Consider the following 13,037-nt stretch of genomic DNA (forward strand, 5'->3'; position numbering starts at 1 on the left):
ACGCCTTAATTGAGCGCGTCCGGATCGTGCGGCAGCGGCGCGCCCGCGCCGGTGCGCTCGACGATCAGCCCGTAATATTCCGGCCGCCGATGCTTCGCGAAGTTGAAGACGTGCTCGCGGAACGTGTCGCCAAGCGCGAGATCGACGTTCGCGAAGATCACCTCGTCGTCTTCGCTCATGCTTTGCGCGGCGATCTCGCCCGAAGGCGCGACAATCACCGAGCCGCCGATCATATGAAAGCCGTCTTCCTTGCCGCATTTGGCGGCGGCGGCAATCCACATCGCATTCTGATAAGCGCTCGCCTGCAACGTGACGAGATGGGTATGCATGCGCAAATGGACCGGTTCGGGCCAATGAATGTTCTCGGACGGCGTGTTGTAGCCGAGCACGCCGAGTTCCGCGCCTTGCAGCGACATCGCGCGCCATGTTTCCGGCCAGCGGCGGTCGTTGCAGATGCACATGCCGAGGCGCGCGCCCATCGTGTCGACGACAGGAAAACCCGAGTTGCCCACCGCGAAAAACTTCTTCTCCAGATGCTGGAAAGGCGCGTCCGGCTTGTGCTCCGAATGCCCCGGCAAATGCGTCTTGCGATACTTCGCGACGATCTTGCCGCTGTCATCGACGATGATCGACGTATTGAAGCGCTCGCCTTGCGCCGTCAGTTCCGCATAGCCGAGATAGAAGCCGATGCCCGCGTCGCGCGCGGCGTCGAAAAGCGGCTGTACGTCGGGATTCGGCATCGATCGCTCGAAGAAGCGTTCCATGGCCGCTTCCTCGCTCATCCAGTAGCGCGGAAAAAAAGTGGTGAGCGCGAGCTCCGGGAACACGACCAGCTTTGCACTGCGCGCCTTCGCTTCGTACAGCATGGCGACGAGCCGCTCGACGACCGCCCGACGGTCATCTGCGAGATGGACCGGTCCCATTTGCGCGACGGCCAGGCCGATTTTGCGTGACTTGCTCATGACTTCCTCTTTTGTTCCGGGTGTTGATGTTCGGGGTATCCGAAAGACGGGTGGAGAGCGCCTGTCCCGGCGTCGGCAAGCGCGCGGAAAAACCGGCCGCTCGCGGAGACTTCGCGCGTGGCCTGATAGGGCAACGGCGTCGAGCGTGCAATGAAGCGGCCGCTGCCGGGTTCGGCATGAAAGCCGGCGTCATCGACGATCACGCGGCCCGCGCTCACCACCGTGCGCGGCCAGCCCGTTACCTTCGTCCCCTCGTAGGGCGTGTAGCCCACGCGATCGTGCAATGCGGAGGCTGTCAGCACGACTTCATGGTGTGGGTCCCAAACCGCCATGTCCGCATCCGCGCCCGCTTCGATCAGCCCTTTGCGCGGCGCGATGCCGTACATGCGCGCATGATTCGTCGAACTCAGCGCGACGAATTCGGGCAACGTCATGCGCCCCTTGTGAACGCCTTCGGAGAACAGCAGCGGCAGGCGCACTTCGAGTCCGGGCATGCCGTTGGCCATCTGCTTGAACGTGGTGGCTTCGCCATGCGGCAGCTTGCCGGATTCGTCGAAGCGATACGGCGCATGATCCGACGACACCGTCTGCAACACGCCCGCCTTCAGCGCCGTCCACAAGGCTTGCTGAGCGTTCGCGTCACGCAGCGGCGGGCTGCAGCAATACTTCGCGCCTTCGACGCCGGGAAGGTCCATCGCGTCTTCGGTGAGCAGCAGATAGTGCGGACAAGTTTCGCCGTACACTTGTGCGCCCATGCGCTGCGCCGCGCCGATGGTCGCGAGCGCGTCCTGCGCGGACACGTGAACGATGAGCACGGGCGCGTCGAAAAGCCTGGCGAGCTGGATCACGCGATTCGTCGCTTCGGATTCCGCCAGCGCCACGTGACTCGTCGCGTGGTACTTCGGCGCGGTGCGGCCGCTTTCGAGCAGCTTTTGCGAGACCCAGCGGATCACGTCGTTGTTTTCGGCATGTACCATCACGAGCGCGCGTTCGCGTGCGGCGAGAGCCAACACGTCGAGCATCTGGTAGTCGTCGATCTTCAATTGATCGTAGGTCATGTAGACCTTGAACGACGTGATGCCCCGGCGAATCTGCTCGACGAGATCTTCCTGAAGCGTGCGGTGGTCCGTCTCAGAGACAATCAGGTGATAGCTATAGTCGATCACCGACTTTGCCCGCGCGAGCGCCGCGTAGTCGTCGGCCACTTGTTTGAGCGATTGTCCGCGATGCTGCGCGGCGAACGGCACGATCATGGTGGTGCCGCCGTGGGCCGCCGCGACGCTTGCGGAGTACCAGTCGTCGGCGCCCATGATTCCCATGCCCGAGCGTTGCTCGACGTGACAGTGCGTGTCGATACCGCCCGGCAGCACGTAGCGTCCGGTCGCGTCGATATCGCGTTTGCCTGCGGGCAGGCCGCGCGCCACTTCGACGATCCGGTCGCCGACCACGCCGACGTCCGCCTCGAAGACTGCCTCGTCCGACGCGACGAGTCCATGACGTATGGTCAGATCAAATTGCTGCATGTCTTTTGTCCGCTTGAGAATTCAGAGGTGTTGGTTCGCTCGCGCGCGGCGAGCCACCAGTCGACGCTTGCACGCGCGAGCGCTTCGGTCGGGTCGATTGCGGGTACGTCGAGCGCAACGCCCGCCAGCGCCACCGGAATTTCCGTGCACGCCATGAGCAACGCGTCGGCGCCGCGATCGATCAGTGCATGAGCGGCGCGTTTGAGCCACGCACGCGCTTCGTCGATTCTCCCGCCTTTCACGGCGGCGATTGCGCCCATGACCTGCGTCGTCTGCGACATCTGACCCGGTTCGATCGCGTCTATGCCGCTTGCAGCCAGTTGATCGTGATAGATGCGCGCTTTGAGCGTCGCTGTCGTCGCGAGCATGCCGACTCGCCGCGCACCGGGGCACTTCACCGCAAGCGCTCGAAGCGCTGCCTCGCCGATATGCAGCACCGGCCGTGCCGTCTCCTGCGCGAGCCGCTCGTGCCAGACATGCGCCGTATTGCAAGGAATCGCGATGGCCGCGCAACCGGCCGCTTCGAGCGTGCGCAGGCCGTCGAGCAGATGCGGCCAGGGCGCGTCCGATCCCGCGAGGAAGGCCGTGCTGCGATCGGGTACTTGCGGCACGTTATGCACGATGACCGGCATATGCTCTTGATCGGACGCGGCGGGCGTCGCCTGAATCAGCTTGACGAGAAAGTCGGCGGTGGCGAGCGGCCCCATGCCGCCAAGCACACCGAGACGCGGAAGCGCAATGAGTGCGGCGTTCATGTCGGACGCCATGGGTCCTGCCGCTCGCGACAGATGGCGAAGGCGAGCGAGGCGGCCGTCGAGCACGGATCGATTACCGGCACGCCGAGCGCCGCTTCGATATCGGCGCGAAGCGGCGTCATGCCCGCGCAGCCGAGCACGATGACATCGGCGCCATCTTCGTCACACAGCGCGCGGCCGGTCGCGATGAGCTTGTCGAGCGCGGCGTCTCGGTTGCCCGATTCGGCCACGCCAAGATTCACGGCGCGTTCTCCCGCGACCGTCTGTGCGATGCGCGCCGCATGATAAGACCGCCAGTGACGCGGCATGCCGTGCGTGCTCGCCGCGATCACGCCGATGCGCGACCCGCGCGCAAGCGCGACGCCCATGGCCGCGGCACCGATGCCGAGCACCGGCTGTTGCGTGAGTTCGCGCGCGGCGTGCAAGCCGGGATCGCTGTAGCACGCGATGACGAACGCACTCGCCGACGCTTCATGCCGCGCGACGTACTCGGCCACGGCGACGGCGGCGCGGTCGGCATCGCGCTGGGTTTCGATGCCGCCGTCGACCGCGAAAAGCGTCTCGAAGCAAACGGGCGCGTCGTCCGCGCCTCGAAGCGCGCACACGGTCTTTTCGATCTCGCGCGTGACGGTGGCGAGACCGTTCGGATTCAGGAAATGGATAAGCTTGGGCATGGCTCGGATCGACTCTCTTCGCGGGGCTCGACTAGAACGAACCATAGCAACGTCGATATTCGCCGTGAAATAGTTCAAATTTCGTATCCCATAGACGCGCTGCATGGATTCGTCGCGCGGCGGTGCCCGCGCTACACTGCGGGCGGTTCACTTACATCCGAAAGCGGCGGCGCGGCAACATGACGGCGCGATGAACAACGACCAAGCCCATGAATTACGACGAGGAAATTCCCAACACGCGCACCATGAGCCTGCGGCAGATTGAAGTATTCCGCGCGATCATGATGACGGGTTCCATCAGCGAGGCCGCGCGTTCGCTGTATGTGGCGCAGCCCTCCGTGAGCCGTGTCTTGCAGGTGACGGAAAGCCGACTCGGGTTCTTGCTCTTCGAACGCATGCGCGGCCGGCTCTATCCGACGCCCGAGGCAAAACGTATCTTCGACGAAGTCATGCGCGCGTATGAAGGCATCGAGCGCGTCGATAATCTCGTCCGTTCTCTCGCCGACGGCACGAGCGGCAAGCTCAACATCGTATGCAGCCCGAGTCTCGGCGTGCATCTCGTGCCGCTCGCCATTGCACGATTCCACGCCGAATTCCAGCAGTTGCCCATTCAGTTCGAACCGCTCACGCACAACCATCTCGTGCCTCGCGTGCTGTTCGGCAAGAACTGCATCGGCGTATCGATGTTCGCCGTCGAGCACCCGAACCTCGTCACCATGCCGATTGCAAGCGGACGGCTTCTCTGTGTCGCGAAAAAAGGCGCGCTGGCCCGGCGGCGTGCGCTCGACCCGAAACAGGTCGCCGCCATGCCGTGGATCGATTACGAGCACGACACGCCGCTCGGGCGGATCGTCGGGCACGTGTTCAGAAACGAGCGGCGGCCGGAGCCGGTCGTGCGCGTGCGCTCGGCCATCAGCGCCTGCACGCTCGCGAGGGAAGGCGTCGGCGTGGCGGTGGTCGATCCGTTCTGCATCGATTCCGCCATGCGAGACCTGCTCGATGTCGTGCCGTTGCGCGCCGAAACCGAGCATCGGCTGACCGCGAGTCTCATCTATTCGCACGTCGAGCCGCTGTCGAACGCGGCCCGGCGCTTCGTCGAGATCCTGCGCGACGTGCTGAACGCGCATGGCGTCAGCCGTTCGACGTAGCTTTGTCATCGCCATTGGCGATGGTGCCTTGCCAAATGACCACGTCCAAGCCAGCCGGCCTGATGCAAGATGCTTCTCAAACAGCCACCGACAACAAAACTGCACCGCGCCTGACGAGGCGGTCATTTGACGGAGCGAGACGAAGCAATGCAACTCGAACAGCTTAGCGCGGGTCCACGCACGCTTTACGACAAGATCTGGGACAGCCACCGCGTGATGTCCCGCGACGACGGGCAGGATCTTCTCTACATCGATCGTCATTACATTCACGATGTCACCGCGCAGTCGTTCGACCTGTTGCGCCAGCGCGGGCTCAAGCCGCGTTCGCCCGAGCGCATTTTCGGCACGCCGGACCACTACGTTTCCAGCACGGCGAACGATATCGCGGCGGTGACCGACCTCGAACGGCGCGCCATGATCGAGTCGCTACAGCGCGACGCCAACGAATCGCGCATCACCCTGTTCGACATGAACGACACGCGGCGCGGCATCGTCCACGTGGTCGGGCCGGAGCAGGGCCTGAGTCTGCCCGGCATGACCGTCGTTTGCGCCGACAGCCACACGTCCACGCATGGCGCGGTGGGCGCGCTGGCGTTCGGTATCGGCGCCACCGAAGTGGCTCACGTGCTCGCCACGCAATGCCTGTGGCAGCGCAAGTCGCGCAACATGCGTATCACGCTCGACGGCATGCCGGGTTCGGGCGTCACCGCGAAGGACCTGATTCTCGCGGTCATCGCGCGAATCGGCGTGGCTGGCGCGACGGGACACGTGATCGAATATGCCGGCTCCGCCATCGCCGGCTTGTCGATGGAAGGGCGGTTGACGCTCTGCAACATGACCATCGAGGCGGGCGGTCGCGCCGGCATGATCGCCCCGGACGAAACCACCTTCGCTTATCTTGCCGGACGGCACTACGCGCCCACGGGCGACCGGTGGCAAAGGGCGCTCGCGTCTTGGCGGGGCTTGTTCACCGACCCAGGCGCGGTGTTCGATCGCGAAGTGCATATCGACGTGACCGAGATCGTCCCGATGGTCACATGGGGCACCACGCCTGGCTACGCCTGCGCCATCGACGGCCGCGTACCGGACCCCATGGAGCAGCCCGATCCCGACCTGCGCGCGGCGATGTCGCGTGCGCTCGACTACATGGGCCTCGCGGCGAACGAGTCGCTCGAAGGCGTCGCGATCGACCGGGTGTTCATCGGCTCGTGCACCAACGGGCGTATCGAGGACATGCGCAGCGCGGCGGAAGTGGCGCGCGGCCGTCATATCGCGCCAAGCGTGGAAGCGTGGGTCGTGCCGGGTTCGCATGAAGTGCGTGCGCAGGCGGAAGCGGAAGGGCTCGACCGCATCTTCATGGAAGCGGGTTTTCAGTGGCGCTATCCCGGCTGTTCGATGTGTCTTGCGACCAACGGCGATATTGCCGAACCCGGCCAGCGCTGCGCTTCGACATCCAACCGGAATTTCGTGGGCCGTCAGGGACCCGGCGTGCGCACGCATCTGATGAGCCCGGCGATGGCGGCCGCCGCGGCGGTGACCGGACGTCTCACCGATGTCCGCCGTCTCCTGGGAGTGTGAACATGGAACGACTGGAGTACCTCGATGCAGTCGCGGCGCCGATCGTCGCGATCAACTGCGATACCGACCAGATTCTGCCCGCGCGCTATCTGCAAAAACCCCGCTCCGACGACTTCGGCCAGTTCCTGTTTCGTGCGCTGCGCTTCGATGCAAATGGCGCGGAACGTCCCGACTTCCTGCTCAACCAGGCACCTTTGCGGGAGTCGCGCATCGTCGTGGCCAACCATAACTTCGGTTGCGGTTCGTCGCGCGAGCATGCGGTCTGGGCGCTCTATGACTACGGCATCCGCGCGGCGATTGCACCGAGCTTCGGCGACATCTTTTTCATCAACTGCCTGAAGAACGGACTGCTGCCGATCGTGTTGCCCGAGGCCGTGGTGCTGCCGCTGCTCGATATGTTGTCGGAGAGTCCGGGCAGCCGTATCGCCATCGACTTGCCCGCGCAGACCGTCACCTTGCCCGACGGGTCCTCGCACGCGTTCGAGCTGGAGCCCTTCGCCAAGGATTGCCTGTTGCGCGGCATGGACGAGATCGACTACACGCTTTCGCATCTGGACCGCATCGTGGCATTCGAGCGCGACCGTGCCGAAACCTTTTGACGGCGCGCACACGGCGCGCTGTTTCCAATAACGACCAAGGAGATTACAGATGAAGATTGCAGTCATGCCCGGCGATGGTATTGGCCCCGAAGTTGTCGCGGAGGCGCTCAAGGTGCTGCGAATCGTGGCGCCGCACGCCGAGACGCAGGAGGCTGCCATCGGCGATGCCGGCATTCAGGCGCACGGCGTGCCGCTGCCGCCGCCCACGCTCGAAGTGGCGCGCAAGGCCGACGCGATTCTCTTCGGCGCGGTAGGCGTGGCCGACGAAGCCGATATCCCGCGCGAGGAGCGTCCCGGCACCGGGTTATTGCAATTGCGCGAGGCACTGACGCTCTATGCCAACTTTCGCCCGGCCTTCATGTTCCCGGAGCTGATCGGCGCTTCGACGTTGCGTCCGGAAGTGGTGGATGGACTCGACATCGTGATCGTGCGCGAGCTGAACGGCGACGCCTACTTCGGCCAGCCGCGCGGCTTCGAGACCAATCAGGCGGGCGAGCGTGTGGGGTTCAACACCATGCGTTACTCGGAGTCGGAAGTGGAGCGCGTCGCGCATGCCGCCTTCAAGGCCGCGCAGCGCCGTCATCACAAGCTCTGCTCGGTGGACAAGGCCAACGTGCTGGAAGCAAGTCAGCTGTGGCGCGAGGTCGTCACGCGCGTCGGGCGGGAATACCCGGACGTCGAACTGAGCCATCTCTTCGTGGACGCCGCCGCGATGATGCTGATGCGGCGCCCCAAGCAATTCGATGTGATCGTCACGGGCAATCTCTTCGGCGATATTCTGTCGGACGCGGCCGCCATGCTGACCGGCTCGATCGGCATGTTGCCTTCGGCCTCGCTCGGCTATAACCGCAAGGGCTTGTACGAGCCGGTCCACGGGTCGGCGCCGGATATTGCCGGAAAGGACATGGCCAATCCGCTTGCCGCCATTCTGTCGTGCGCGATGATGCTGCGCGAGAGCTTCGAAATGGAAGACGACGCGCGCCGGGTCGAGCAGGCCGTGCGCACGGTGCTCGCGGCCGGTTACCGGACCGCGGATATCCAGCAGGAAGGCACGCAGCGCGTCGGCACCCGCGACATGGGCGATGCCGTGGTCGAGGCGCTGCGCAAACAGGCGGCCTAAGAAGATCGCGTTGCGCGGACCGGCTCCGCTATGTCGATAATCAGCAGTCGCGGGAGATGCCAGGATATTCATAAGCCGGTCCGCAATTGACACTCTGTCGTCCCTGAAGTACCTAAAAATCCCTAAAAAGGGAGGAGACAACCATGAAGCTGAAACTCGCCATCGCGCTGTGTGCCGCGTTCGCGCTCGCCTGCGGTTCCTTGACGGCCGCAGCCAAGGATGTGCCTGAGAAGCCCGAACTGCACATCGCGGCGGCTTCGGTGGGCATCACCTACCTGCCCATGCTCGTCGCCAAACAGCGCGGCTATTTCAAGGACGAAGGGCTCGACGTGACCATCGCCGCATTCTCCGGCGGATCGAAGACACTGGAAGCGCTGCTCGGCGGCAGCTCCGACATGGTGGCGGGCGCGTATTCGAACACCATCACCATGGCCACCAAGGGACAGCATCTCGTGGTGGTCGCGGCGCAAGTCATCTGTCCGGGATGGATCTTCGGGGTGTCGCAGAAACGCGAGGGCGAAGTGAAATCGGCCAAGGACCTGAAGGGCATGCGAATCGGCGTGAGCGCGCCGGGTTCCAGCACGCACATGGCACTCAATTTCATTCTGCACAAGGCGGGGCTGCAGTCTTCCGATGTGTCGATCATCGGCGTGGGACAAGCGGCCGGCGCGGTGGCGGCCGTGCGGGCCGGGCAGATCGATGCGCTGATCGTCAACGACCCGAGCGCCACTATCCTCATGAAGGATGGCAGCCTCAAGCCGCTGGAGAACATGCGCACGGCTGAAGGGAACGTCAAGGTGTTCGGTTCCGATTACCCCGAGTCGAGCCTCTTCGCGACGCAGGAGTTCATCGGCAAGAATCCCAAGACGGTGCAGGCCGTCGCCAATGCGATCGTGCGCGCCGAGAAGTGGATCGCCAAGGCGACGCCGCAGGAAGTCGCCGACAACGTGCCCCCGCAATATATCGGCGAGAACAAGGCGCTCTATGCGGAGGCCTTCACGAACAGCCGCCGTTGCATTGCGCAGAACGGCGAGATCACGCCGAAGGGCGCGCAGACGGTGCGCGAGGTGCTGGCGGCATTCGACCCTGCAGTGGCATCGGCGAAGATCGATCTTGCATCGACGTATGACAACCGGTTCGTCAGGAAAGCGGCGGAGATCCAGCCATGAGCACGGCAACGTATGGAATCCAGGGCACCCCGAGCGTCCCCCTCGACAGCGAAAAAACCGAAGTGCGCGAAGCCCTGCGTTTCGACAATGTGACCTGCACCTTCGCCGGCAACGGCAAGAGGGCGCAGACCTACACCGCCGTCTCGGAGGCCACGTTGTCGATCGGCGACGGCGAGTTCGTGTCGATCGTCGGTCCCACGGGCTGCGGCAAATCCACCTTGCTCAACGTTGCTGCCGGGCTTACGCGGCCCTCGTCGGGCAGCATCAGCGTCTTCGACAAGAAGCTGACGCAGGGCTTGAATACGCAGGCGGCCTATCTTTTTCAGGTCGATGCGCTCATGCCCTGGAAGACGACCGAAGACAACATCGCGATGGGTCTGATCTTTCGGGGAACGCCGCGCGAACAGGCGCTCAGCGTGGCGCGCGGCTGGCTCGATCGCGTGGGACTTCAAGGACACGGCAAGAAGTATCCGCATCAGTTGTCCGGCGGCATGCGCAAGCGTGCCGGTCTCGCGCAGGCGCTCGCGCTCAACCCTCGCATCATTCTGATGGACGAGCCGTTCAGCGCGCTGGATATCCAGACGCGGCACCTGATGGAAAACGAGTTGCTGCAACTGTGGTCGCACGACCGCAAGTCCGTGATGTTCGTGACGCACGATCTGGAGGAGGCCATCTCGTTGTCGGACCGCGTCATCGTGCTCTCGGCCGGGCCTGGAACGCGGCCTATCGCCGAGTTCAAGATCGACCTCGAACGTCCACGCGAGATGTCGGAAATCCGCATGACGCAGCGTTTCCTGCAACTGCACACCCAGATCTGGGACGTGCTCAGAGGCGAGGTTTTGAAAAGCTATGCGCGCAATCGAGTTTGACTCAAACAATCGCTTCACCGTCCTGGTCACGCGGCTTTTGATCCTGTTCGGTGTCTTGTTCCTGTGGTGGCTCGGCACGCATCAGAAGTGGCTGTCGCCGTTCTTCTTCGGCGATCCGCTCGGCGTGGCGGTGCGTATCGTCGACTGGTTCGTGACGGGCTCGATCTACCGTCATCTGTACACGACGCTCGTCGAAACCATGCTGGCGTTCGTGATCGGCACGGTCCTCGGGTTGGCATGCGGCCTGTGGCTTGCGCTCAGCCCGTTCCTCGCCACGGTCTTCGATCCGTTCATCAAGGCGATGAACTCGATGCCGCGCCTGATCTTCGCGCCGATCTTCGCGCTCTGGTTCGGACTCGGCATCTGGTCCAAGGTGGCGCTGGGCGTGACGCTCGTCTTCTTCGTCGTGTTCTTCAACGTCTTTCAGGGCGTGCGCGAGGTCAGCCCGACGGTGTTGTCCAACACGCGGATGCTGGGCGCCAACTCACGTCAATTGTTGCGGCATGTGTACTTGCCATCGGCGACGAGCTGGGTCTTTTCCAGCCTGCATAACGCAATCGGCATCGCCTTCGTGTGCAGCGTGGTGGGCGAATATCTCGGCTCGGAAAAGGGCGTGGGTTACCTGATCCTGCTGGCCGAAGGCGTATTCGATATCAACTCGGTGATCGCCGGCATTCTGGTGCTGACCGTGTTCGCCTTGATACTCGATACCGCCGTGTCGATGGTCGAGGATCATTTGCTGCGCTGGCGTCCTGTCGCCGGACAGACGGTGGCCACGAGCGCTTAAACCCCCGGCGCAATCGAAGATCACTAGAGGAGACCGTTTTGCAGACCAATGCAATCGATTTGAGGGGCCGCGTTGCCGTGGTGACGGGCGGCGCGCAGGGGATCGGCTTCGCGGTCGGCCGCAGGCTGCTTGCTTCCGGCGCGCGGCTTGCCATCTGGGATATCAACCCCGCCGGCATGGACGAGGCGCGCGAGCAACTGGGCGAGCACGATGTCCACTTCGAGCGTGTCGACATTGCCGATTACGCCAGCGTGCAGGCCGCCGTGGCGGGCACGCTGAAGGCCGCGGGGCGCATCGATATTCTCATCAACAACGCGGCTATCGTGGGCCCGAACGCCACGCTGATCGAGTATCCGATCGATATTTGGAAGCAGGTGCTGGTTATCGATGTCAACGGCACTTTCCACTGCTGCCGTGCCGTGGCCCCGGTGATGATCGACCAGAACTATGGGCGCATCGTCAATCTGTCCTCGGTCGCCGGCAAGGAAGGCAATCCGAATGCGGCCGCGTATAGCTCGGCGAAGGCGGCCGTCATCGCCATGACCAAGTCGCTCGGCAAGGAACTGGCAAGCCACGATATCGCGGTGAACTGCGTGACACCCGCCGTGGCGCGAACGCCCGGCGCGATGGAGCAATCGCCCGAGCATATCCGCTACATGCTCGGCAAGATTCCGCGCGGCCGTTTTCTCGAACTCGACGAAGCCGCCGCGATGATCGCGTGGCTCGCCAGCGAGGAAAACTCATTCACCACCGGAGCGGTTTTCGATCTGTCCGGCGGTCGGGCCACTTACTAGCAACGTCAGCCTGGGAAGAGGGAGACATCATCGTGAGAACGCTCAGGCGCCTGTCGTTGCCAGCGCTCGCCATCTGTGCGGCACTGGTCAGCCAGTCGGCGAGCAGCGCCGCTCCCGTGCCGGAAAAGCCCAGGCTTCATCTGGCCGCGGCGGGCGTGGGCTTTCCGTATCTGCCGTTCGTCATTGCGGATAGCCGCGGATACTTCAAACAGGCCGGGCTGGAAGTCGAAATCGGCGTCTTCAGCGGCGGCGCGAAAGCGCTTCAGGCGATGATGGGCGGCAGCGCCGATATCGTCGCGGGCGCGTATTCGAACACCATCACGATGGCCGCGAAAGGCCAGAAGCTCGTGTCGTTCGTCACGCTGGCTTCGTGCCCCGGCTGGGTGTTCGGCGTGACGCGAGCGAGTCACGCCAAGGTCAAGACATACGCCGATCTGAAGGGCATGCGCATCGGCGTGAGTTCGCCGGGGTCGAGCTTTCATATGGGCGCGAACTATCTGCTGAACAAGGCGGGCGTGAAACCGGGCGATGTTTCGATCATCGGCGTGGGCTCGTCGGCAGGCGCGATTGCCGCCGCGCGCAGCGGGCAGATCGACGCCTTGATGAGCAACGACCCGGTCGCAACCGTGCTACAGACGAGTGGCGATCTCTTTCCGCTTGCCGTGATGCGCGACCCGGCCGGCACCCGAGCAACGCTTGGCGGCGATTATCCGGAAGCCTCCATCTACACCACGCGGGAGTTCGCGGCCAAATATCCCAACACGGTGCAGGCGGTGACCAATGCGATTCTGGAAGCCGAACGCTGGATGGCGCAGGCGACGCCCGAACAAGTCGCCGCCGCCGTGCCGGCGCAATACGCTTTAGCCGACAAGGATGTCTTCGCGCAAGCCTACGCCAACATGCATGACTGCATTTCGCGCGATGGCCTGATGACCGATGCGGCGGCCCACACCGTGCACGACGTGCTGGCCGCGTTCGATCCCGACATCGGCAAAGCGTCCATCGATCTGAAGGCGACTTACGACAATCGTTTCGTCGAGCATGCCGACAAGCGCTGAA

At 63.8% G+C, this 13,037-nt stretch carries 13 protein-coding genes; 9 read left to right on the top strand and 4 right to left on the bottom strand.

Annotation, left to right across the window (positions count from 1 at the left end; translation table 11 throughout):
* Positions 1–5 precede the first annotated feature (5 nt).
* From QCE79_RS15060 to QCE79_RS15075, 4 genes are read right to left on the bottom strand one after another with little or no spacing between them, the layout of a single operon-like run.
* On the bottom strand, positions 6–962 hold the full coding sequence (locus QCE79_RS15060; protein WP_309845521.1) for an N-carbamoyl-D-amino-acid hydrolase: 957 nt from the start codon (positions 960–962) through the stop codon (positions 6–8).
* On the bottom strand, positions 959–2,485 hold the full coding sequence (hydA, locus tag QCE79_RS15065; RefSeq protein WP_309845524.1) for a dihydropyrimidinase: 1,527 nt from the start codon (positions 2,483–2,485) through the stop codon (positions 959–961). Before hydA ends, QCE79_RS15060 begins: the two co-directional genes overlap by 4 nt.
* The gene (locus QCE79_RS15070; RefSeq protein ID WP_309845527.1) at positions 2,467–3,240 is read right to left on the bottom strand and encodes an amino acid racemase; all 774 of its coding nucleotides are present in this window, start codon (positions 3,238–3,240) and stop codon (positions 2,467–2,469) included. Before QCE79_RS15070 ends, hydA begins: the two co-directional genes overlap by 19 nt.
* Positions 3,237–3,914 (bottom strand): aspartate/glutamate racemase family protein, encoded by a 678-nt coding sequence (locus QCE79_RS15075; protein WP_244830408.1) that lies wholly within the window; start codon positions 3,912–3,914, stop codon positions 3,237–3,239. The genes QCE79_RS15070 and QCE79_RS15075 overlap by 4 nt, the downstream gene beginning before the upstream one ends.
* Before the next feature lie 209 nt (positions 3,915–4,123).
* Here QCE79_RS15075 and QCE79_RS15080 point away from each other — a divergent pair, with 209 nt between their 5' ends.
* From QCE79_RS15080 to QCE79_RS15120, 9 genes are all read left to right on the top strand, one after another.
* Positions 4,124–5,062: a LysR substrate-binding domain-containing protein gene (locus QCE79_RS15080; RefSeq protein WP_309845530.1), complete on the top strand. Its 939-nt coding sequence runs from the start codon at positions 4,124–4,126 to the stop codon at positions 5,060–5,062.
* A gap of 147 nt (positions 5,063–5,209) precedes the next feature.
* The gene (gene leuC / locus QCE79_RS15085) at positions 5,210–6,640 is read left to right on the top strand and encodes a 3-isopropylmalate dehydratase large subunit (protein WP_309845531.1); all 1,431 of its coding nucleotides are present in this window, start codon (positions 5,210–5,212) and stop codon (positions 6,638–6,640) included.
* A 2-nt stretch (positions 6,641–6,642) separates the two neighbouring features.
* A complete protein-coding gene (gene leuD, locus QCE79_RS15090) occupies positions 6,643–7,239 on the top strand; it encodes a 3-isopropylmalate dehydratase small subunit (RefSeq protein ID WP_309845533.1) in 597 nt (198 codons plus the stop codon).
* 49 nt (positions 7,240–7,288) lie between these two features.
* Entirely contained in the window at positions 7,289–8,359 is a 1,071-nt protein-coding gene (leuB, locus tag QCE79_RS15095; RefSeq protein WP_309845536.1) for a 3-isopropylmalate dehydrogenase, read from the top strand.
* A 143-nt stretch (positions 8,360–8,502) separates the two neighbouring features.
* Positions 8,503–9,528: an ABC transporter substrate-binding protein gene (locus QCE79_RS15100; protein ID WP_244830401.1), complete on the top strand. Its 1,026-nt coding sequence runs from the start codon at positions 8,503–8,505 to the stop codon at positions 9,526–9,528.
* A complete protein-coding gene (locus tag QCE79_RS15105; RefSeq protein ID WP_309845538.1) occupies positions 9,525–10,397 on the top strand; it encodes an ABC transporter ATP-binding protein in 873 nt (290 codons plus the stop codon). The genes QCE79_RS15100 and QCE79_RS15105 overlap by 4 nt, the downstream gene beginning before the upstream one ends.
* Positions 10,378–11,184: an ABC transporter permease gene (locus QCE79_RS15110; protein WP_309845540.1), complete on the top strand. Its 807-nt coding sequence runs from the start codon at positions 10,378–10,380 to the stop codon at positions 11,182–11,184. Before QCE79_RS15105 ends, QCE79_RS15110 begins: the two co-directional genes overlap by 20 nt.
* A gap of 38 nt (positions 11,185–11,222) precedes the next feature.
* The gene (locus QCE79_RS15115; protein ID WP_309845542.1) at positions 11,223–11,978 is read left to right on the top strand and encodes an SDR family NAD(P)-dependent oxidoreductase; all 756 of its coding nucleotides are present in this window, start codon (positions 11,223–11,225) and stop codon (positions 11,976–11,978) included.
* 32 nt (positions 11,979–12,010) lie between these two features.
* Entirely contained in the window at positions 12,011–13,036 is a 1,026-nt protein-coding gene (locus QCE79_RS15120) for an ABC transporter substrate-binding protein (RefSeq protein ID WP_309845543.1), read from the top strand.
* Position 13,037 lies beyond the last annotated feature (1 nt).

This window comes from Caballeronia sp. LZ003, from assembly GCF_031451465.1.
Taxonomy (GTDB): domain Bacteria; phylum Pseudomonadota; class Gammaproteobacteria; order Burkholderiales; family Burkholderiaceae; genus Caballeronia.

What these genes read in the sequence shown, in the direction of transcription:
- QCE79_RS15060 (WP_309845521.1), bottom strand. Translation starts at nt 962, where the DNA reads ATGAGCAAGTCACGCAAAATCGGCCTGGCCGTCGCGCAAATGGGACCG.
- hydA (WP_309845524.1), bottom strand. Translation starts at nt 2,485, where the DNA reads ATGCAGCAATTTGATCTGACCATACGTCATGGACTCGTCGCGTCGGAC.
- QCE79_RS15070 (WP_309845527.1), bottom strand. Translation starts at nt 3,240, where the DNA reads ATGAACGCCGCACTCATTGCGCTTCCGCGTCTCGGTGTGCTTGGCGGC.
- QCE79_RS15075 (WP_244830408.1), bottom strand. Translation starts at nt 3,914, where the DNA reads ATGCCCAAGCTTATCCATTTCCTGAATCCGAACGGTCTCGCCACCGTC.
- QCE79_RS15080 (WP_309845530.1), top strand. Translation starts at nt 4,124, where the DNA reads ATGAATTACGACGAGGAAATTCCCAACACGCGCACCATGAGCCTGCGG.
- leuC (WP_309845531.1), top strand. Translation starts at nt 5,210, where the DNA reads ATGCAACTCGAACAGCTTAGCGCGGGTCCACGCACGCTTTACGACAAG.
- leuD (WP_309845533.1), top strand. Translation starts at nt 6,643, where the DNA reads ATGGAACGACTGGAGTACCTCGATGCAGTCGCGGCGCCGATCGTCGCG.
- leuB (WP_309845536.1), top strand. Translation starts at nt 7,289, where the DNA reads ATGAAGATTGCAGTCATGCCCGGCGATGGTATTGGCCCCGAAGTTGTC.
- QCE79_RS15100 (WP_244830401.1), top strand. Translation starts at nt 8,503, where the DNA reads ATGAAGCTGAAACTCGCCATCGCGCTGTGTGCCGCGTTCGCGCTCGCC.
- QCE79_RS15105 (WP_309845538.1), top strand. Translation starts at nt 9,525, where the DNA reads ATGAGCACGGCAACGTATGGAATCCAGGGCACCCCGAGCGTCCCCCTC.
- QCE79_RS15110 (WP_309845540.1), top strand. Translation starts at nt 10,378, where the DNA reads ATGCGCGCAATCGAGTTTGACTCAAACAATCGCTTCACCGTCCTGGTC.